This is a genomic window from Streptomyces sp. 1114.5, from assembly GCF_003635085.1.
In the GTDB taxonomy this organism is placed as follows: domain Bacteria; phylum Actinomycetota; class Actinomycetes; order Streptomycetales; family Streptomycetaceae; genus Kitasatospora.
Window position 1 is genome coordinate 120103 of sequence record NZ_RBXE01000002.1, and the last position, 19506, is coordinate 139608.

17 protein-coding genes are annotated in these 19506 nt (G+C 73.6%); 11 read left to right on the top strand and 6 right to left on the bottom strand.

Annotation, left to right across the window (positions count from 1 at the left end; genetic code table 11):
* Positions 1–229 precede the first annotated feature (229 nt).
* Complete coding sequence (locus tag BX285_RS23975) at positions 230–1423, top strand: RtcB family protein (RefSeq protein ID WP_097235993.1); 1194 nt, start codon at positions 230–232, stop codon at positions 1421–1423.
* Positions 1424–1494: 71 nt separating this feature from the next.
* Here the strand turns inward: BX285_RS23975 and BX285_RS23980 are convergent, their stop codons facing one another.
* Positions 1495–1776 (bottom strand): HPr family phosphocarrier protein, encoded by a 282-nt coding sequence (locus tag BX285_RS23980; protein ID WP_097235992.1) that lies wholly within the window; start codon positions 1774–1776, stop codon positions 1495–1497.
* A gap of 226 nt (positions 1777–2002) precedes the next feature.
* On the opposite strand from BX285_RS23980, the gene BX285_RS23985 reads away from it, so the two are divergent.
* The 4 genes from BX285_RS23985 to BX285_RS24000 all read left to right on the top strand — a co-directional run bounded on the left by BX285_RS23985 (position 2003) and on the right by BX285_RS24000 (position 7448).
* Complete coding sequence (locus tag BX285_RS23985; RefSeq protein ID WP_121177981.1) at positions 2003–4819, top strand: GNAT family N-acetyltransferase; 2817 nt, start codon at positions 2003–2005, stop codon at positions 4817–4819.
* A gap of 91 nt (positions 4820–4910) precedes the next feature.
* On the top strand, positions 4911–5510 hold the full coding sequence (locus tag BX285_RS23990; RefSeq protein ID WP_097235990.1) for a DUF5998 family protein: 600 nt from the start codon (positions 4911–4913) through the stop codon (positions 5508–5510).
* A 32-nt stretch (positions 5511–5542) separates the two neighbouring features.
* Positions 5543–6730: an alkaline phosphatase family protein gene (locus BX285_RS23995; protein WP_097235989.1), complete on the top strand. Its 1188-nt coding sequence runs from the start codon at positions 5543–5545 to the stop codon at positions 6728–6730.
* Between the two features lie 61 nt (positions 6731–6791).
* On the top strand, positions 6792–7448 hold the full coding sequence (locus BX285_RS24000; RefSeq protein ID WP_097235988.1) for a thymidine kinase: 657 nt from the start codon (positions 6792–6794) through the stop codon (positions 7446–7448).
* Between the two features lie 44 nt (positions 7449–7492).
* On the opposite strand, the gene BX285_RS24005 is transcribed toward BX285_RS24000, so the two are convergent.
* Complete coding sequence (locus BX285_RS24005) at positions 7493–8236, bottom strand: VOC family protein (protein WP_306458912.1); 744 nt, start codon at positions 8234–8236, stop codon at positions 7493–7495.
* A gap of 166 nt (positions 8237–8402) precedes the next feature.
* Between BX285_RS24005 and BX285_RS24010 the strand changes: the two genes are divergently transcribed.
* Positions 8403–9278 carry a sulfurtransferase gene (locus tag BX285_RS24010; RefSeq protein ID WP_097239963.1) on the top strand — a complete coding sequence of 292 codons (876 nt, stop codon included), beginning with the start codon at positions 8403–8405 and terminating at the stop codon, positions 9276–9278.
* A gap of 86 nt (positions 9279–9364) precedes the next feature.
* On the opposite strand, the gene sepH is transcribed toward BX285_RS24010, so the two are convergent.
* Positions 9365–10444: a septation protein SepH gene (sepH, locus tag BX285_RS24015; RefSeq protein WP_097235986.1), complete on the bottom strand. Its 1080-nt coding sequence runs from the start codon at positions 10442–10444 to the stop codon at positions 9365–9367.
* Positions 10445–10960: 516 nt separating this feature from the next.
* Between sepH and BX285_RS24020 the strand changes: the two genes are divergently transcribed.
* Positions 10961–11815, top strand: coding sequence for a hypothetical protein (locus BX285_RS24020; protein WP_121177983.1), 855 nt, complete (start codon positions 10961–10963; stop codon positions 11813–11815).
* Here BX285_RS24020 and BX285_RS24025 read toward each other — a convergent pair.
* Both BX285_RS24025 and BX285_RS24030 read right to left on the bottom strand, forming a co-directional pair.
* Positions 11812–13134: a D-arabinono-1,4-lactone oxidase gene (locus tag BX285_RS24025; protein ID WP_097235984.1), complete on the bottom strand. Its 1323-nt coding sequence runs from the start codon at positions 13132–13134 to the stop codon at positions 11812–11814. The genes BX285_RS24020 and BX285_RS24025 overlap by 4 nt on opposite strands.
* A 101-nt stretch (positions 13135–13235) precedes the next feature.
* On the bottom strand, positions 13236–14492 hold the full coding sequence (locus BX285_RS24030) for an MFS transporter (protein ID WP_097235983.1): 1257 nt from the start codon (positions 14490–14492) through the stop codon (positions 13236–13238).
* A 129-nt stretch (positions 14493–14621) separates the two neighbouring features.
* On the opposite strand from BX285_RS24030, the gene BX285_RS24035 reads away from it, so the two are divergent.
* Together BX285_RS24035 and BX285_RS24040 are read left to right on the top strand one after the other, a co-directional pair.
* Positions 14622–15764, top strand: coding sequence for a ferrochelatase (locus tag BX285_RS24035; RefSeq protein ID WP_097235982.1), 1143 nt, complete (start codon positions 14622–14624; stop codon positions 15762–15764).
* A gap of 39 nt (positions 15765–15803) precedes the next feature.
* A complete protein-coding gene (locus BX285_RS24040) occupies positions 15804–16622 on the top strand; it encodes an inositol monophosphatase family protein (RefSeq protein ID WP_257032383.1) in 819 nt (272 codons plus the stop codon).
* 194 nt (positions 16623–16816) lie between these two features.
* Here the strand turns inward: BX285_RS24040 and BX285_RS24045 are convergent, their stop codons facing one another.
* Positions 16817–17002 (bottom strand): hypothetical protein, encoded by a 186-nt coding sequence (locus BX285_RS24045; RefSeq protein WP_030057688.1) that lies wholly within the window; start codon positions 17000–17002, stop codon positions 16817–16819.
* 446 nt (positions 17003–17448) lie between these two features.
* On the opposite strand from BX285_RS24045, the gene BX285_RS24050 reads away from it, so the two are divergent.
* A complete protein-coding gene (locus BX285_RS24050) occupies positions 17449–18102 on the top strand; it encodes a response regulator transcription factor (RefSeq protein ID WP_097235981.1) in 654 nt (217 codons plus the stop codon).
* 101 nt (positions 18103–18203) lie between these two features.
* Complete coding sequence (locus BX285_RS24055; protein ID WP_121177986.1) at positions 18204–19505, top strand: cell wall metabolism sensor histidine kinase WalK; 1302 nt, start codon at positions 18204–18206, stop codon at positions 19503–19505.
* The last annotated feature ends 1 nt before the right edge of the window (position 19506 follow it).

Genomic DNA, 19506 nt, shown 5'->3' on the forward strand with positions numbered 1-19506 from the left:
AGATGTTCCCCGACGCACACCACGTGCGAACTGCGACGAACGGGAAGGGAGGCGGTCACCATGCGGGTCGAGCGAACGATACGACGACGCTCCCCAAGGCCGTATCTCCCCTGCGTCGCGTCGGCTGCCTGAGCGCGCCCACCCCTGAACTTCCCCGAGCCGCACCGGGATTCTCTTACGCGCGGCATTCCTTCCGCTGAACTCACCGACCCCTGGAGGTCGTTCACCCATGACGTACACCGAAGTCCCCGGCGTCCGGGTCCCGATCCGGATGTGGACCGACCCGGCGACGGTCGAGGGCGCGGCGATGCAGCAGCTGCGCAACATCAGCTCGCTGCCCTGGCTGCGCGGCCTCGCCGTGATGCCCGACGTCCACCTGGGCAAGGGCGCGACGGTCGGCTCCGTCATCGCGATGAAGGACGCCGTCTGCCCGGCGGCGGTCGGCGTCGACATCGGCTGCGGGATGAGCGCGGTGAAGACCTCGCTCACCGCCGACGACCTCCCGGACGACCTGTCCGGCCTGCGCAACAAGATCGAGCAGACCATCCCGGTCGGCCGCGGCCTGCACACCGACCCGGTCGATCCGAGCAAGCTGCCCGGCTTCCGCGCGGCGGGCTGGGACGACTTCTGGCAGCGCTTCGACGGCATCGCGGAGGACGTCAAGTGGCGCCGCGAGCGGGCGATGCAGCAGATGGCCACGCTCGGCGGAGGAAATCATTTCATCGAGCTGTGCGTCGATACGACCGGCGCGGTTTGGCTGATGCTGCACTCCGGGTCCCGCAACATCGGCAAGGAGCTGGCCGAGCACCACATGGGCGTGGCCCGGTCGTTGTCGCACAACCAGGGCCTGATCGACCAGGACCTCGCGGTCTTCCTGGCGAAGACCCCGGAGATGGCCGCCTACCGCCAGGACCTCTTCTGGGCGCAGGAGTACGCCAAGCACAACCGCGCGGTCATGATGGCGCTCTTCCAGGACGTCGTCCGGAACGAGTTCACCAAGGCGGAGGTCACCTTCGACGAGGTGATCAGCTGCCACCACAACTACGTGGCGGAGGAGCGGTACGAGGGCGTCGACCTGCTGGTGACGCGCAAGGGCGCGATCCGGGCCGGCTCCGGCGACCTCGGGATCATCCCCGGCTCCATGGGGACGGGCTCCTACATCGTCCGCGGCCTGGGCAACGAGGCGGCGTTCAACTCCGCCTCGCACGGCGCCGGCCGCAAGATGAGCCGCAACGCCGCGAAGAAGCGGTTCACCACGCGGGACCTCGCCGAGCAGACGGCGGGCGTGGAGTGCCGCAAGGACAGCGGCGTGGTGGACGAGATCCCGGGCGCCTACAAGAACATCGAGAAGGTCATCGAGCAGCAGAAGGACCTCGTCGAGGTGGTCGCGCACCTCAAGCAGGTCGTCTGCGTCAAGGGCTGACCACAGCAGATCGGGGTGCCACCGGAATCCGGTGGCACCCCGATCAGGCGCTTCGTGAGCCTTGCGCGGTCTCAGGCCGCGGCGGGGAGCTCGTCGAGGCCTTCGGAGACGAGCTTGGCGAGGCGGTCGAGGGCCTGGTCGGCGTCGGGGGCGTCGGAGGCGAGGATGACCTCGTCGCCGCCCTGGGCGCCCAGGGCGAGGAGGCCGAGCATGGAGGCGGCGTTGACCGGGTTGCCGCCCGGCTTGGCGATGGTGATCGGCACGCCGGTGGCCGTGACGGCCCGGACGAAGACGGAGGCGGGACGGGCGTGCAGGCCCTCGGCCCAACCGATGGTGACGCGGCGCTCGGCCATGAGACGTGCCTTTCCGGTGAAGCTGGTCACGGCCGTGCTCGGGGAGCGGGGGAAACGACCGTGTTGTCTAGACCAGTGTTGCACGCAGACAGCCCCCGCGAGCCGCCGCGTTCAGGACTTGTGATTGTTTCTTTTCGGGGCATAAACCCCGGCCGCCGGCCCCGTCCAGCCTGCCGCGGGCACAGGTCAGGCGCCATTCGGCCCACCGCCGGATAACCTGACGAACGTGGACGACTCCGCGGCAGCGACCCCCGAGCAGCAACCGGACTATCCGCAGCACTGGGAAGCGGACATCCTGCTGCGCGACGGCGGTACGGCCCGGATCCGGCCGATCACGCCCGCCGACGCCGGGCGCCTCGTGGAGTTCTACGAGCAGGTCTCGGACCAGTCCAAGTACTTCCGCTTCTTCGCCCCCTACCCGCGGCTCTCCGACAAGGACGTCCGCCGCTTCACCCACCACGACTTCGTGAACCGGGTCGGCCTGGCGGTGGTCGTCCGGGACCGCTTCATCGCCACCGTCCGGTACGACCGGATCGACGCCGAGGGCCGCCCCTCCGACACCGGGACGGACGCCGAGGTGGCCTTCCTGGTGCAGGACGCCCACCAGGGCCGCGGCGTGGCCTCCGCCCTGCTGGAGCACATCGCCGCGGTGGCGCAGGAGCGCGGCATCCGCCGCTTCCAGGCGGAGGTGCTGCCGGAGAACCGGAAGATGGTGAAGGTCTTCACCGACGCCGGCTACACCCAGCACCGCAGCTTCGCCGACGGCGTGGTGCACCTGGAGTTCGACCTCGAACAGACCGAGCGCTCGCTGGCCGTGATGCGCGCCCGCGAGCACCGCGCCGAGGCCCGCTCGGTCCAGCGGCTGCTCACCCCGCGCTCGGTCGCGGTGCTCGGGGTCTCCCGCAACCCGCAGACCGTCGGCCGGGCGATCCTGCGCGACCTGCTGGGCAGCGCCCCGGCCGAGCGCCCCGTCCACGCGGTGAACCGCAACGCCCCGCCCGGCACCGAGCTGGACGGCGTCCCGGTGCACCGTTCGATTCTGGACATTCCCGGGCCGGTGGACCTCGCGGTGATCGCCGTCCCCGAGAGCGCCGTCCCGGCCGCCGTCGCCGAGTGCGGCGCCCACGGCGTGCGGGGCCTGGTGGTGGTCACCGCCGGCTACGCGGAGACCGGGCCGGAGGGCCGGGACCGCCAGCGCGCGCTGGTCCGCCAGGCCCGCGCGGCGGGGATGCGGGTGATCGGCCCCAACGCCTTCGGCCTGATCAACACCGACCCCGAGTATCCGCTGAACGCCTCGCTCGCCCCGCGCCTGCCCGGCCGCGGCGGCTTCGGGATCTTCTGCCAGTCCGGGGCGATCGGGGTGGCCCTGCTGGAGGCCGCCCACCGGCGCGGCCTCGGCGTCTCCTCCTTCGCCTCGGTGGGCAACCGATCCGACGTCTCCGGCAACGACTTCCTGCAGTACTGGGCGGAGGACGAGGCCACCGGGGTGGTGCTGCTCTACCTGGAGTCCTTCGGAAACCCGCGCAAGTTCACCCGGATCGCCCGCCGCCTGGCCGCCGTCAAGCCGATCGTGGTGGTCAAGGGCGCCCGCCACACCGGCAGCCTGCCGCCCGGACACGCCGTCCCGGCCACCGCCACCGGCCTGCGCGACGCCACGGTGGACGCGCTGTTCGAGCAGGCGGGCGTGATCAGGGTCGCGACGATCACCGAGCTGTACGACACCGGCGAGCTGCTGGCCCTGCAGCCGCTGCCGCCGGGGGACCGGGTCGCGGTGGTCGGCAACTCGGACTCGCTGGGCCTGCTCACCTACGACGCCCTGCTGAGCGCGGGCCTGCGGCCGCGCACGCCCGTCGACCTGACCACCGCCGCGACCGGCGAGAACTTCCGGATCGCACTCGACGTCGCCCTGGCCGACCCGGCCGTGGACGCGGTGATCGCCGTCGCCATTCCGCCGATCGGCACCTCCGCGCACGCCTTCATGGGCGGCCGGCTGACCGGTGAGGACGACCCCGCGATGGGCTCGGACGACCCGGAGATCGCCGCCGCCCTGCTCGAAGCCGGCGGGCGCGCCAAGGAGTTGGGCAAACCGCTGGTGCTCGCCCACCTGGCGCTGACCGACCTGCCCACCCGGCTGCGCCCCGGCGGCATCCCGGCGTACCCGGCGCCCGAGCGGGCCGTGCACGCCCTCGCCCACGCCGTGCACTACGCGCAGTGGCGCCGCCGGACGGCCGAGGCGGAGGAGACGGCGCGCGTCCCGGAGCTGGACCGGATCGACGAGCCCGGCGCCCGCACCCTGGTGGCGGCGGCGCTGAGCACCCGGACCGCTACAGCCGCGCGCACCCAGCCCGGCGGCGCCCGGATCACCCTGTCCGACGCCGAAGCCCGCGAGCTGCTGGCCCGCTACGGCGTGGACGTCTCGCCGACGCTGCCCGCCCCGGACGAGGCGACGGCCGTCGCCGCGGCGGCCTCGCTCGGTTACCCGGTGGCCCTGAAGGCGACCGCCCCGCACCTGCGCCACCGCCCCGACCTGGGCAGCGTCCGGCTGGACCTGACCGGCGAGGAGGGCCTGCGCCGCGCCCACCGCGAGCTGGACGCCCTGCTCGGCGGCGCCGCACAGGCCGAGCTGGTGGTGCAGCGGCTGGCGCCGCGCGGCGTGGACACCGTGATCGGCGCCACGGTGGACCCGGCGGTCGGCGCGATCCTGTCCTTCGGCCTGGCCGGCGCGCCGGCCGAACTGCTGGGCGACACGGCGCACCGCCTGGTGCCGGCCACCGACCAGGACGTGGCCGGGCTGATCCGGGAGGTACGGGCGGCGCCGCTGCTGTTCGGCTGGCGCGGCGCCGAGGCGGTGGACACCGGCGCACTGGAGGAGCTGCTGCTCAGGGTGTCGCAGTTGGTGGACGACGTCCCGGAGATCGCCTCGGTGGACCTCGAACCCGTGGTCGTGGCCCCGCACGGGCTGGCGATCCTGGGGGCGCGGGTGCGGGTCGCGCCACTGCCCGTCCGCAGCGATCTGGGCCCGCGCGCCATGAGCACGCTGTAACCTTCCTTGGTTGCGCCCTGCCCGGGCGCTGTTGTCCGAAGCTTGGCGCCGCGCCGCCCGCTTCGTCGGCGGACCATGCCAGGATGGAGATATGGCGAAGACCGGTACCACCACCACTCAGGACCTGCGCTCGGCGATCGAGCGCAGCGGCTACTACCCGGCCCTGGTGTCCGAGGCGGTCGAGTCCGCGGTGGGCCCGGAGCCGATCAGCTCCTACCTGGTGCACCAGGAGACGACCTTCGACGCCAACGAGGTCCGCCGGCACGTGACCGTGCTGGTGCTGACCCCGACCCGGTTCGTGGTGAGCCACACCGACGAGCAGTCGGGCGCCGAGGGCAGCCCGGCGGTGCCGTACGCGACGACCTCGACGGAGAGCGTCCGGCTGGACCGGATCGGCTCGGTCGTGGTGAGCCGGATGGTGGCGAACCCGGAGACGTACACGCCCGGGACGCTGCCGCGCGAGGTGGTGCTGACGATCGGCTGGGGCGCGGTACAGCGCCTGGACCTGGAGCCGGCCGGCTGCTCGGACCCGAACTGCGAGGCGGATCACGGCTACACCGGCTCGGCGACGGCCGACGACCTCTCGCTGCGGGTGAGTGAGGCCGGTGACGGCCCGGAGACGGTGGCCCAGGCGCTGGTGTTCGCCCGGGCGCTGTCCGACGCGACGATCGACAACGGCCCTCGGGTCTGATCGCCGCCACCGAACGCTACGAATCCGGTTCCATGTCCTTCGCACCTGCCGACGGCTACGACGCCTTCGAGATCCTTGACCCGGCCACGGCCCCCGCACCCCCGTACGGAAGCGGCTCGCTGTGCGACCTGCTGCCCTCGGTGGCGGCGGGCCTCGGCGTCCCCGGGTTCACCGCGACGCTGCCGATCGCCCCGGCGGACCGGGTGGTGGTGTTCCTGGTCGACGGCCTCGGCTGGGAGCTGCTGCTGCGTCACCCCGAGTACGCGCCGTTCCTGTCCTCGCTGGCCGGGAGTTCGCTGGGCGGCAGCGGCCGTCCGCTGACCGCGGGCTTCCCGTCCACCACGGCGACCTCGCTGGCCTCGGTCGGCACCGGGACGCCGCCGGGCCTGCACGGGCTGGCCGGGTACACGGTGGCGGTGCCGGGGGCGGGCTACCTGATGAACCAGCTGCGCTGGCAGCCGCCGACCGAGCCGCACGCCTGGCAGCCGTACCCGACGGTCTTCGAGCGGACGCACCAGGCCGGGGTGGCGACCGCGCAGGTCTCCTCCCCGCTGTTCGCCCAGACCCCGCTGACCAGGGTGGCGCTGTCCGGCGGCACCTTCCTCGGCCGCACCACCGGCGAGGAACGGATGGACCTGGCGGCCTCCTGGCTGGCCGAGCACGACCGGGCGCTGGTGTACACGTACGTCAGCGAGCTGGACGGCGCGGGCCACCGCTTCGGGGTGGACTCCGACGAGTGGCGGATGACGCTGGACGCGGTGGACCGGCTGGCCCGCCGGCTGGCCGAGCAGCTGCCGCCGCGCTCGGCGATGTACGTGACGGCCGACCACGGCATGATCGACATCGCGCCGGAGGACCGGATCGACTTCGACGAGGACTGGGAGCTGGGCGCCGGCGTGGCCCTGCTGGGCGGCGAGGGCCGGGCCCGGCACGTGTACGCGGTGCCGGGGGCCGCCGCCGACGTGCACGCGGTCTGGAGCGAGGTGCTGGGCGACCGGATGTGGGTCGCGAGCAGGGACCAGGCGATCGCGGCGGGCTGGTTCGGCCCGGCCGTGGACGAGCGGGTGTACGGCCGGATCGGCGACGTGGTGGCCGCGGCGCGCGACGACATCGCGATCGTCGCCTCCCGCAACGAGCCCGGCGAGTCCGCGATGATCGGGCTGCACGGCTCGATGACCCCGGTCGAGCAGTTCGTGCCGCTGCTCGAAGTGCGCGGCTGAGCCGTGCCCTTGACTTCTCTGTGCCCGAACTCCCCTGATGTGAAAGGCCCTTGCTCCACCCATGGCTGAACTGGTGTTCTTCTCGGGCACGATGGACTGCGGCAAGTCGACGCTGGCGCTGCAGATGGACCACAACCACTCCGCGCGCGGCCGGCAGGGCGTGATCCTCACCCGCAACGACCGGGCGGGCGCCGCGACCGTCTCCAGCCGGCTGGGCCTGCGGACCGAGGCGGTCGAGGTGACGGACGACTTCGACTTCCACGCGCACGTGGTGCACCGGCTCTCGGCGGGCGGCCGGGTGGACTACCTGATCTGCGACGAGGCGCAGTTCTTCTCCGCCGAGCAGGTCGACCAGCTGGCCCGGGTGGTGGACGAGCTGGACATCGACGTCTACACCTTCGGCATCACCACGGACTTCCGCACTCGGCTGTTCCCGGGCTCGCAGCGGCTGATCGAGCTGGCCGACCGGGTGGAGGTGCTGCAGGTCGAGGCGCTGTGCTGGTGCGGCGCGCGGGCGACCCACAACGCGCGGACGGTCGGCGGGGTGATGGTGGTCGAGGGCGCCCAGGTGGTGATCGGCGACATCTCGGTGAGCGACGACGAGGTCGGCTACGAGGTGCTGTGCCGCCGCCACCACCGCCGCCGGCTGACCGCCGCGACGGCCCGTGCCTCGGTGCTCTCCCCGGACGTGCTGCCCTTCGAGGAGCAGCAGGCTTAGGGCGTGTCCTGCGGATCCTTGCCGGGTCCGCGACGGGATCCGCCCTAACCCCTCACTTCCAGCACCGAGAAGTGCCCGCGCTGCGGGTCGGCCAGCCGGACGGCGCGGCCGTGGGCGGTGTCGTGCGGCTCGACCAGGATCCGGCCGCCGAGTTCGACCGCGTGACGTGCGGTCAGGTCGACGTCGCGGACGGCGAAGTGGGTGCGCCAGCGCGGCGGGTGGCCGCGCAGGTCGGCGCGGTGCCGGATGCCGGCGACCGGTCGGCCGTGCACGAGCAGTGAGCTCTCGTCCTCGCCGGGCCGGACGGGACGGTCGAGCACGGTGGCGTAGAAGACGGCGGCGCCCTCGGTGTCGGGGGTGAGCAGTTCGACCCAGGCCGGGCCGCCGGGTTCGTCGCCGGCCTCCCGGCCGAGGTGCTCCTCGCCCTGCCAGAGGCCGAAGACGGCGCCGGAGACGTCGGAGGCGATCGCCATCCGCCCGGCGCGCTCGGCCTGCACCGGCCCGACGGCGACGGTGCCTCCGCATTCCCGGACCAGCTGGGCGGTGCGGTCGGCGTCGTCCACGGCGAAGTAGGTGGTCCACTGCACCGGGAAGCCGGTGGCGGTGGAGACGCCGAGGCCGGCGACCGGTTGCCCGTCGAGCTCGGCCCGGACGTAGTCGCCGAGTTGGCCGGGGCCGGGGGCGTACGTCCAGCCGAGCAGTTCGCCGTAGAAGGCGCGGGCACCGGGCAGGTCGTCGGTCAGCAGGCTGACCCAGCAGGGCGTGCCCTGGGCCAGTCGGAGTTCCACCGCGGTCAATGCGGGCCTCCTCGTGGGTGGTTGGCGCACGGGGATCCTCGGGCGCGAGGGTGATGCTTCCACCCTGGCGGTCGCCCAACCCTCGGGCCGCGCGGAAAGTCCGGCAAAGTCCGCACAAAGAGCGGCGCGTCGGCCGCGCTGCGCGACAATGGCCGCCATGACGACCTACAACGACGGTTCCCCGCTGATCTCCGTGGCCGAGCTGCGGGCGGCGCTCGCCTCCGCGCGTCCGCCGGTGCTGTTGGACGTGCGCTACCAGCTGGTCGGTGCGGCGCCGGGCGGCCCGACCGCGGCCGAGGAGTACCGGGCCGGGCACCTGCCGGGCGCGCACTTCGTCGAGTTGGACCGGGACCTCGCGGCCCCGCCCGGTGCGCCCGGCCGGGGCGGCCGCCACCCGCTGCCGGACCCGGAGGAGTTCGGTGCGGCGATGCGCGGCTTCGGGGTGGACGCGCAGCGGCCGGTCGTGGTGTACGACGGCGCGGCCTCGATGGCGGCGGCCCGGGCATGGTGGCTGCTGCGCTGGGCCGGGCACCGGGACGTCCGGGTGCTGGACGGCGGCTTCGCGGCCTGGCAGGCGGCGGGGCTGCCGGTGACGGCCGAGCTGCCCAAGGCCGGGGAGGGCGACTTCAAGCCGGTGCCGGGGCAGCTGCCGACGGTGGACGCGGACGGTGCGGCGCTCTGGGCGCGCGAGGGCCTGCTACTGGACGCCCGGTCGGGGGAGCGCTACCGGGGTGAGACGGAGCCGGTGGACCCGCGGGCCGGGCACGTTCCGGGCGCGGTCTCCGCGCCGACGACCGGGAACGTGGGTGCGGACGGGCGCTTCCTGCCGGCGGCCGAGCTGGCCGAGCGGTTCCGGGCGCTCGGCGCGGGGGAGCGGGAGACCGCGGTGTACTGCGGTTCGGGGGTGACGGCGGCGCACCAGATCCTGGCGCTGGAGGTGGCCGGCCTGTCGGCCACGCTGTACCCGGGCTCGTGGAGCGAGTGGTCGAGCGACGAGAGCCGCCCGGTGGCGGTCACCGAGCAGCCGGGCTGAGCACGAACAGTCCGAGCGCAACCGGGCTGATCCCGGGAACGCCGAAGGGGCGGGAGGCCCGGCCTCCCGCCCCTTCGGCAGCGCTGCTACTCCTGCTTCTTGCGCCGGCTGCCGAAGACGATCTCGTCCCAGCTGGGCACGGTGGCCCGGCGCCCGGGCCGGACGCCGTCGGCCTCGGCCTGCCGGTCGGTGGTGCCGACCAGGCGCTCGCGGTGCGGGGCGACGGCGCGCGGCATCAGGATGTCGGCGTAGGCCGAGCCCGCGCCGACCGCCGGGGCGGCGGCCGCAGCCGGCTCCTCGTTCTCCTCGGCGACGTCGGCGGGCACCGGCTCGATGGCGGTGGGGCCGCCGACGGCGAGGTCGCCGCGGAAGGCGGGGACCACGTCGAGCAGGCTGGTCAGCGAGTCCCGGGCCTCGGCGGTGGCCTCCCGCGACTCCCGGACCTCACGGGCCGACATGATGCGGTCGGCGGAGGGCCGGTCGATCATCGGGCGGGGCGGCCGGTCCTGGGGGAGCCGGGCGATCCGCGGGATGAACGGGAAGACCGACTCCTCCTCGCGCTCGACGTTCTCGCCGATCAGCGCACGGGCCTCGTCGTCGTTGGGCTGGACCAGGCGCCGGGGCGGGTCGTACGTCCAGGAGGCGCTGCGGCCTTCGCCGTCGGCCCGGTAGGAGAGGATGACCTCCCAGGTGCCGTCGTCGCGGCGCCAGGAGTCCCAGCGCTCGGTGTCCTTCTCGGCGCCGCGCAGCGCGAGGCGTTCGGCGACGGCCTCGCCGAGCTGCGGGCCGGAGGACTCGCCGTTGCGGCGGATGGCGGTCTTGCGGGCGCGCTCGGCCATGAAGGCGCGTTCGGCGAGGACCGGGCCCTCGAAGCGGCGGACGCGGTCGACGGAGATCCCGGCGGCCTGGGCGACCTCCTCGGCGGAGGCACCGGCTCGTATCCGCGCCTGGATGTCCCGGGGGCGGAGGTGGCTCTCGACCTCGATCTCGATCTGGCCGAGGCGCGGCCGGTCGCCGCGGATGGCGGCGCGCAGCCGCTCGTCGATGGGGAGGGTGTACTCCGTGCTGTCGGCGGCCTTGAGCACCAGCCGTGTGCCGTCGTTGCTGACGGCCACAACCCGCAGTTCGGGCACGGTTACCTCCCGGGTGGTGCCTGCCGACGTCACCTGCGTCGCTGCTCCCGTACTGAGTGTGGCCTGCCCGCTCGCGACTGGCCACAACCTTGCTGAGTTCCCCGGCGTGTCGGGCTCACGCCCGGGCATGCCGCTGTGGCACGGTTGCCTTTTTGCCACGCCATCGGTCGACGTCGCGTCTGGGTGTCCCGGCCGTCCTCGCACGCGGAGTGTTCGCGACGGTCCGGGACGGGCGTCGCCGTGCGTGCCCGGTCCGTGGCTCCCCGTCAAGCTGCCGGTTCAGGCGCAGTCGACAAGTCGACCCAAGGCTCGGGCTTTACGAACAGTACTCCATTCGTGGCATCCGGAGGGGCGGCTCGCCGCTCAAGTCTCCCGCGATTCACGGGAATCTCAAGAGCGCGCGCCCCTGATGGCGGACCACCACCGGATGAACGGTGATCATCTTCACACAATCCGGGAGTGCAGAACCGCATTTTCGCCCCTTGTGTCCTTCTTTGGGCAAGATGGAGTGGCTTGTTCGAAGAACAGTCGTACGGACCGAGGGATGCGATGTCGGAGCGGGGCCCCGCCGAGGAGGGCGGCAAGGAGGAGCGCAAGCGGATCGATCTGAGCGTGGCTCAGGTCGTGGCGAGCGCGCTGGCTGCCGTGGTGGGCGCGCTGTTGGCGTCCGAACTGGGCGTCTACGGAACGATCATGGGCGCCGCGGTGGTGAGCGTCGGGGCCACCACCGGTGGCGCGGTGTTCCAGCACGTCTTCCGGCGGACCGGCGAACAGCTGCGCGAGGCGGTGGACCGGGGGCCGAGCCAGGCCGTCAACACGCTGCGCCAGGTGCCGGTGGCGAGCGGGGAGCCGGCGCCGTCCCCGGTGCTCACCGCGGAGTGGAACGAGCCGCAGGTGGTGCGGGCGCGCCGGCGGTGGACCTGGAAGAGCTACGCGGTGGTGTCCGGGCTGGTCTTCGTGCTGGCGATGACGCCGATCGTGGCCTTCGAACTGGCCACCGGGCAGCCGGTGTCGGCAACGGTCAAGGGCGAGTCCGGCAACGGCACCTCCTTCGGCGGCTCGGTGGCGCCCGCGTCCTCCCGGCCGCAGGACGCCCCGGCGGAGCGGCCGGCCCCGGGCGGCCCCCGCGGGTCGGACGCCACGCCGTCCGGCGGTGCCTCGGCCCCGGCGACGACGCGGCCGAGCGGGGAGCCGAGCGCCACCCCGAGCACCGGCGCGGGCACGAGTACGGGTACGGGCTCGCCCTCGGCGGGTCCGAGCGCGAGCCCGTCGGGCGGCTCCTCCCCGTCGGCGGGCGGCGGGAAGCCCACCGGCGGGGCGACGCCGCAGCCGTCCGTACCGGCGAACGAGCCGACGCGGGCGACGCAGGCCCCGCCGCCCGCCGCCGAGACCCCGGCGAACTAGGCGCCCAGCACCCGGCGCAGGTAGTCGTTGCCGAAGACGCGCTGCGGGTCGACCTCGTCGCGCAGCGCGGTGAAGTCGCCGAAGTGCGGGTAGACGCCGGCCAGGTACCCGGCGTCGCGGGTGTGCAGCTTGCCCCAGTGCGGGCGGCCCTGATGGGCGGTCATCAGCTGTTCGACGCCGGTGAAGTAGCCCTGGTCGGCGGTGCCCCGGTAGAGGTGGACGGCGATGTAGGCGCTGTCCCGGCCGGAGGCGGTGGAGAGCCAGAGGTCGTCGGCGGGGGCGAAGCGCACCTCGACCGGGAAGCTGACCTTCCAGTCGGAGCGTTCGATCAGGGCCTTCAGCTCGCGCAGCACCTCGCCGACGGCCGCGCGCGGCACCGCGTACTCCATCTCCACGAAGCGGACCTTGCGCGGGCTGGTGAACACCTTGTACGCGGTGTCGGTGTAGCTGCGGTCGGACCAGGCGCGGCTGGCCAGTGCGGCGATCGAGGGGATGGAGCCGGGGAAGCGCCGGCCGACCCGGCAGGCGCCCTCCCAGACGGTGTTGGAGAGGAAGTCGTCCTCCAGCCACTCCTTGAACCGGGGCAGCGGGGCGGCCGGGCCCTGGCTGCGGTTGTTGCGCTTGGTGGAGCAGCGGTCGGTGTGCGGGAACCAGTAGAACTCGAAGTGCTCGTTGACGGCGGTGAGGTCGTCGAGCCGTTCCAGCACCTCGTCGAAGGCCATCGGCTGCTCGTGGGCGGTGAGCAGGAAGGCCGGTTCGACGCCGAAGGTGAGTGCGGTGATCACGCCGAGGGCGCCGAGGCCGAGCCGGGCACCCTGGAAGAGCCGGGGGTTCTCGGTGGGGGAGCAGTGCCGGACGGTGCCGTCGGCGAGGACGATCTCCAGGGCGCGGATCTGGGCGGCGAGCGAGCCGGAGTCGCGGCCGGTGCCGTGGGTGCCGGTGCTGGTGGCGCCGGCGACGGTCTGGACCTCGATGTCGCCCATGTTGGTGAGGGAGAGGCCCTCGGCGGCGAGGATCCGGTTGAGCCGGTGCAGCGGGAGCCCGGACTCGACGGTGATGGTGCCGGCCTCGCGGTCGATCCCGCGGACGGCGGTGAGGGCGTGCGGGCGGATCTGGACGCCGTCGCCGGCGGAGGCGATCGCGGTGAAGGAGTGGCCGGATCCGACGGCCTTGACGGTGCGGCCCTGTTCGGCGGCGCGCAGGATCTCCTTGGCCAGTTCCTCCGCGGTGCCGGGAGCGGCGGCCCGGGCCGGCCGGGCGCTCTGGTTGCCGGCCCAGTTGGTCCACCGGGTGCGGGTCGCGGTACTGGCCTGGGGCATTGCGGTGCCTCCTGCTCCGTGGCCGAACGGGTCGGCGCAGTCCGGGGCGGGCGCCCCTACCCGCAGGTAGGCCCGGCGGGTAGGGCGAGAGATTAGTCAGTTCACCGGTCGGCGTCTACGGTCCGATCGGCTGCCTCGGCGGGCTCGTTCGCGGCGTCCGCGGCGTGCAGGCGGCCGAGCCCGGTCAGCGCGACGACCACCCCGAGGGCGCCGGCCGTCAGCGGGACCCAGTAGCCGGCCGAGGCGCCGGAGGCGTCGACCACCCAGCCGCCGATCGAGGAGCCGAAGGCCACGCCGAGGGCGAGCCCGGTGGTGGTCCAGGCCATGCCCTCGGTGAGCTTCGCGGCCGGGACGAGCCGTTCGACCAGGGCCATCGCGGAGATCAGGGTAGGGGAGATGGCGACGCCGGCGACCAGCAGGGCGGCGCCGGCCGCGACCAGCCCGCCGACGCCGTGCACGGTGGAGGCGACGAGCAGGATGGGGATCATGCTGAGCGCCATCATCACCACGCCGACGAAGAAACGGGTGGACAGCGGGCTCCTGGGCTTGAGCGCTCCGTAGACGACGCCGGCCAGGCCGGAGCCGACCGCCCAGACGGCCAGGACGACGCTGGAGAGCCCCTTGTGCCCCTGGGCGTCGGCGAAGGCCACGGTGACGATCTCGACCGAGCCGAAGATCGCGCCGGTGGCGACGAAGGTGAGCACCAGCACGACCAGGCCGCCGTTGAGGATGGCGCTGCCGCCGCTGTGGGCAGAGGCCGGGTGGACCGGCGGCTCGGTGCGGCGCTGGGCGGTGAACAGGGCGATGCCGACGGCGAGCGCGAGGATGGCCACCAGGACGCCGGACTCGGGGAAGACGTTGGTGGCCAGGCCGATGGCGAGGATCGGGCCGACGATGAAGCAGACCTCGTCGACGACGGCCTCGAAGGAGTACGCGGTGTGCAGCTTGGCGGGTTCGTCGCGGTAGAGGTGGGCCCAGCGGGCGCGGACCATGGCGCCGGCGCTGGGCATGACGCCGAGGCCGATGGCGAAGAGGAAGAGGGTCCAGGACGGCGCGTGGAAGTGCGCGCAGAGCAACAGCCCGGTCGCGGCGGCGAGGGTGAGCGCGGTGGCCGGGAGGGCGATGCGGCGCTGCCCGTGGCGGTCGACCAGCCAGGAGACCGCCGGGCCGAGCGCCGCGGCGGCGACCGCCATCGTTGCCGAGACGGCGCCGGCCAGCCCGTACGACCCCGTCAGTTGGGAGAGCATCGTCACGATGCCGATGCCGGCCATGGAGATCGGGAGGCGGGCTATGAACCCGGCGGAGGAGAAGGCCAGGGTGCCGGGGGCGGCGAATATCCGGCGGTAGCTGGACAGCACGGGGGGTCTCCGTGAGGGTAAGGAACAAGGCTGGTCAACACAGCTTACGTACGTTGGCAAACGGTATTTTCCGGGCACCTGCGCGGCCCCGCCGACGGCGTCCGGCCCCTCAGTGGCAGGATCGGTGCCATGTCCGACGCGCGCAAACCCTCCCCCTCCGGCGCCGCCCCGTACGACGCCCTCCTGCTCCTGTCCTTCGGTGGGCCCGAGGGCCCCGAGGACGTCGTGCCGTTCCTGGAGAACGTCACCCGCGGCCGCGGGATCCCCAAGGAGCGGCTGAAGGAGGTGGGCAAGCACTACTTCCTGTTCGGTGGGGTCAGCCCGATCAACGAGCAGAACCGCGAGCTGCTGGCCGCGCTGCGCAAGGACTTCGCCGACCACGGGCTGGACCTGCCGGTGTACTGGGGCAACCGGAACTGGGCGCCCTACCTGGTCGACGCCCTGCGGGAGGTGGCCGCCGACGGCCACCGCCGGATCGCCGTGCTCGCCACCAGCGCCTACGCCGGCTACTCGGGCTGCCGCCAGTACCGGGAGAACCTGGCCGATGCGCTGGCCGCCCTCGCCGAGGAGGGCGTGCCCGCCCTGCGGGTCGACAAGCTGCGGCACTTCCACAACCACCCCGGCTTCGTCGAGCCGATGATCGACGCCACCGAGGCCGCGCTGGCCGAACTGCCCGAGGCCGTGCGGGCCGGCGCCCGGCTGGCCTTCACCACCCACTCCATCCCGGAGGCCGCGGCCGAGACCTCCGGCGCCCCGGACGACCCGGCCCGCGGCAGGCCGGGCGGCGCCTACGTCGCCCAGCACCTGGACGTGGCCCGGCTGATCGCCGCCGCCCTCGCCGAGCGCACCGGCGTCGCCGACCGGCCCTGGGAGCTGGTGTTCCAGAGCCGCAGCGGCGCCCCGCACATCCCGTGGCTGGAACCGGACATCTGCGACCACCTGGAGGCCCAGCACGCCGACGGCGCGCCCGCCGTGGTGATGGTCCCGATCGGCTTCGTCTCCGATCACATGGAGGTCAAGTACGACCTCGACACCGAGGCCGTCGCCAAGGCCGCCGAGCTCGGACTGCCGGTGGCCCGCGCCGCCACCGTCGGCGCCGACCCCCGGTTCGCCGCCGCCGTGCGCGAGCTGGTGCTGGAGCGGGCCGCCACCGAGCGCGGCGAGGGCGTGACCCGCTGCGCCCTGGGCACGCTCGGCCCGAGCCACGACGTGTGCGCGGTGGCCTGCTGCCCCAACCCCCGCGCCCCGCGCCCGGCCGTCGCCGAGCGCTGACCCCTTCACGAGCGCTGACCCCTTCCGGAGGAGAGACCCGTGCCCACCCCCGCCCTGCCCGACGACCGGCTCCTCGACGACCTGCTGGACGTCGCCCTGGACGCGGCCCGGCAGGCCGGCGCGCTGCTGCGCGACGGCCGCCCCGCCGACCTCGGTGTGGCCGGCACCAAGAGCAGCCCGGTCGACGTGGTCACCGAGATGGACCTCGCCTCCGAGAAGCTCGTCCTGGAGCTGATCACCGACCGCCGCCCGACCGACGGCTACCTCGGCGAGGAGGGCGCCGAACGGCCCGGCAGCAGCGGGGTGCGCTGGGTCGTGGACCCGCTCGACGGCACGGTCAACTACCTGTACGGGCTGCCCTCCTGGGCGGTCAGCGTGGCCGCCGAGCTGGACGGCCGGGCGGTCGTCGGCGTGGTCTACGCCCCGGCGCGCGAGGAGCTGTTCCACGCGGTCCTGGGGCGCGGCGCCCGGCTGAACGGCCGGCCGCTCTCCGTCCGCCCGGCTCCGCCGTGGGGCCAGGCGCTGATCGCCACCGGCTTCAACTACGTCCAGCCGGTACGGGTGCGCCAGGCCGAGGTGCTGCTGGCCCTGATGCCCGAGGTGCGGGACATCCGCCGCGGCGGGGCGGCCGCGGTGGACCTGTGCGACGTCGCCGCCGGGCGGCTGGACGGTTACTTCGAGCGCGGCCTCGCTCCCTGGGACCGGGCGGCCGGCTGCCTGATCGCGGCCGAGGCCGGCGCCCTGGTCGGCGGCCGTCCCGGGCACGGCCCGGACCGCGAGCTCACCGTGGCCGCCGCCCCGGGCGTGTACGAGCCGCTGCAGGAGCGCCTGGCCGCCCTGCGGGCCTGGGCGGACTGACCGGTTCCGGGCGGGCCGGGCGGGCCGTTCCGGGTGGGCCGGCTCGCCCTCGCCGGCCCGGCCCGCCCGGAACGGCTCCGGACATGCGAAGAGCCCTGGCATACGGGGGATGCCAGGGCCTGGGATTTCGCACGGCCCCCGCAGGGCCGCTGGTGCCGGAGTCCCGGCGACGGGTCGGTGGTGCCGAGAACGGGTCAGGCAGCGGTGCGGTGGCGCTCCAGCACCGTGTCGACGCCGTGCTCGGCGGCGAGTCGGCGGAGGTCGTCCAGCTCGGACTGCTCCACCTCGGCGAGGAACTCGTCCCCGGCCTCGATCGCGCGGTGCAGGTCCTGCTCGGCGTTGGCTATGCGCTGCAGGATTCCGGCCTTGAAGGCGTCCATACGGGCCCCCTTACTGTGTCGGACGTGCACGGTCGTGCGCTCTCCGCCCCGAGGAGGTACCAGCCGGTGAAAGCGCCCCGGCCGGCAGGTGGTTGCTCTCCGGTCGGGCGCGGAGACGGCCCTTCGGCCGCTCCCGGTGATGTCCCAGCCCCAGGGCCGGCGCGGATGAACGCACGGCGGGTGGGTGCGATCGGCCGAGGGCCAGATCGCGGGTGTGTGCAGCTGTCCTCCCCCCGGAGGTGGGCGGGAAACCTCCCGCCGAAAGAAAGTTGCCCGTGTCACAGTCCAAGCGGAGTGGTACCGACACGAACGGTCACCGTCGCGGGGCCCGGGCCCTTGCCCGGGGGGCAGCTTATCGCTGCTTTACCGCGGGACCAGGCAGGATGGAGGCACCGTCGGAGCCGTGCGTCCGCTTCCGGGGCCGGCCTGGAGAAGGGACAACGACCGTGCGGGTTCTCGTCGTCGAGGACGAGCAGCTGCTTGCCGAGGCCGTCGCGACCGGCCTGCGCCGCGAGGCGATGGCCGTCGACGTGGTGTACGACGGGGAGGCCGCGCTCCAGCGCATCGCGGTCAACGACTACGACGTGGTGGTCCTGGACCGCGACCTCCCGCTGGTCCACGGCGACGACGTCTGCCGCAAGGTGGTCGAGCAGGGCCTGGCGACCCGGGTGATCATGCTGACCGCCTCCGGCGACATCAGCGACCGGGTCGAGGGCCTGGAGATCGGCGCGGACGACTACCTTCCGAAGCCGTTCGCCTTCAGCGAACTCGTCGCCCGGGTAAGGGCGCTGGGCCGCCGCGCGACCGTCCCGCTGCCCCCGGTGCTGGAACGCGCCGGCATCTCGCTCGACCCCGGTCGGCGCGAGGTGATCCGCGACGGACGCACCGTCCAGCTCGCCCCCAAGGAGTTCGCCGTTCTGGAGGTGCTGATGCGGGCCGGCGGCGCCGTCGTCTCCGCCGAACAGCTCCTGGAGAAGGCCTGGGACGAGCACACCGACCCCTTCACCAACGTCGTGCGCGTCACCGTGATGACGCTGCGCCGCAAGCTCGGCGACCCGCCGGTGATCGTCACCGTGCCGGGCTCCGGCTACCGCATCTGACCACCGGAATCCGCCACGGATTCCCCATCCGAAGAGGGGCCCGCCCCCCAGGGATTCCCCCACCCCGCGCCCGCCCCGGCGGACGCCCCGAGAGGACGATCATGACCACCCCGCCCCCGGCCGGCGGGCCCTCCGGCGCGCCCGCCGGCGGCCCGCGCGCCGTACCGCCCAAGCCCGTCCACCCCCCGATCGCCCCCCGGAACGGACGGTACGTCCCCGGCGACGGCGTACTCGCCTGGCTGCCCTTCCGCCCCACCATCCGGATGCGGCTCACCCTGCTCTACGGCGGGATGTTCCTGATGGCCGGCGTGGTGCTGCTGCTGCTGATGTACGTGTTCTTCCAGGACGCCGTCTCCTACCTGCAGCCGCGCAAGTTCAACTTCAACGGCAACTTCGTCCAGGTCAGCGGCCCCAACGGGACCAGCACCGCGATGGACAGCTCGCAGTTCAACGACCTGCAGGCCGCCGACTACCTCTCGCGCTCCGACTCCGCGCTCAACACCCTGCTGCGCAAGTCGCTCACGATGCTGGTCTGCCTCGCCGTGATCGCCTTCGCGGCCGGCTACGCGATGGCGGGCCGGGTGCTGCGCCCGCTCGGCCGGATCACCCGCACCGCCCGCGACGTGGCCTCCTCCGACCTGCACCGGCGGATCGAGCTGGACGGGCCGGACGACGAGCTCAAGGAGCTCGCCGACACCTTCGACGACATGCTGGACCGGCTGGACCGCTCCTTCGACTCCCAGCGCCGCTTCGTCGCCAACGCCTCGCACGAGCTGCGCACCCCGCTGGCGATCAACCGCACCCTGCTGGAGGTCCAGCTCTCCGATCCGGCCGCCTCGACCGACCTCCAGCAGCTGGGAAAGACCTTGCTGGCCACCAACGAGCGCAGCGAGCAGCTGGTCGAGGGCCTGCTGCTGCTCGCCCGCAGCGAGAACGAGCTGACCGACCGGCGTCCGGTCGAACTGTCCGAGGTGGCCACCCGGGCCCTGGAGCAGACCCGGGCCGAGGCGGAGAAGCGCGAGGTCGAGCTGCGCTCGAAGCTCGATCCGGCGGTGGTCGCGGGCAACGGCGTGCTGCTGGAGCGGCTGGCGCTCAACCTGCTGCAGAACGCCGTCCGGTACAACACCGCCGGCGGCTGGGTCGAGCTGGCCACCGCCGCGGTGCCGGGCGGCGGCGAGCTGGTGGTCTCCAACACCGGGCCGGTGGTGCCCGGCTACGAGCTGGAGCACATCTTCGAGCCGTTCCGCCGGATCAAGGGCGCCGATCGCACCCGCAGCGACAAGGGGGTCGGCCTCGGCCTGTCGATCGTCCGCTCGGTGGTGCGCGCCCACGGCGGCACCATCGAGGCCACCCCGCGCGCCGGTGGGGGGCTCACCATGCGGGTCCGCATCCCCTCGCCGTAGC

Excerpts from the sequence above, each read along its gene's own strand:
- BX285_RS23975 (WP_097235993.1), top strand. The coding sequence starts at position 230 with ATGACGTACACCGAAGTCCCCGGCGTCCGGGTCCCGATCCGGATGTGG.
- BX285_RS23980 (WP_097235992.1), bottom strand. The coding sequence starts at position 1,776 with ATGGCCGAGCGCCGCGTCACCATCGGTTGGGCCGAGGGCCTGCACGCC.
- BX285_RS23990 (WP_097235990.1), top strand. The coding sequence starts at position 4,911 with ATGGCGAAGACCGGTACCACCACCACTCAGGACCTGCGCTCGGCGATC.
- BX285_RS23995 (WP_097235989.1), top strand. The coding sequence starts at position 5,543 with ATGTCCTTCGCACCTGCCGACGGCTACGACGCCTTCGAGATCCTTGAC.
- BX285_RS24000 (WP_097235988.1), top strand. The coding sequence starts at position 6,792 with ATGGCTGAACTGGTGTTCTTCTCGGGCACGATGGACTGCGGCAAGTCG.
- BX285_RS24010 (WP_097239963.1), top strand. The coding sequence starts at position 8,403 with ATGACGACCTACAACGACGGTTCCCCGCTGATCTCCGTGGCCGAGCTG.
- BX285_RS24020 (WP_121177983.1), top strand. The coding sequence starts at position 10,961 with ATGTCGGAGCGGGGCCCCGCCGAGGAGGGCGGCAAGGAGGAGCGCAAG.
- BX285_RS24025 (WP_097235984.1), bottom strand. The coding sequence starts at position 13,134 with ATGCCCCAGGCCAGTACCGCGACCCGCACCCGGTGGACCAACTGGGCC.
- BX285_RS24035 (WP_097235982.1), top strand. The coding sequence starts at position 14,622 with ATGTCCGACGCGCGCAAACCCTCCCCCTCCGGCGCCGCCCCGTACGAC.
- BX285_RS24045 (WP_030057688.1), bottom strand. The coding sequence starts at position 17,002 with ATGGACGCCTTCAAGGCCGGAATCCTGCAGCGCATAGCCAACGCCGAG.
- BX285_RS24055 (WP_121177986.1), top strand. The coding sequence starts at position 18,204 with ATGACCACCCCGCCCCCGGCCGGCGGGCCCTCCGGCGCGCCCGCCGGC.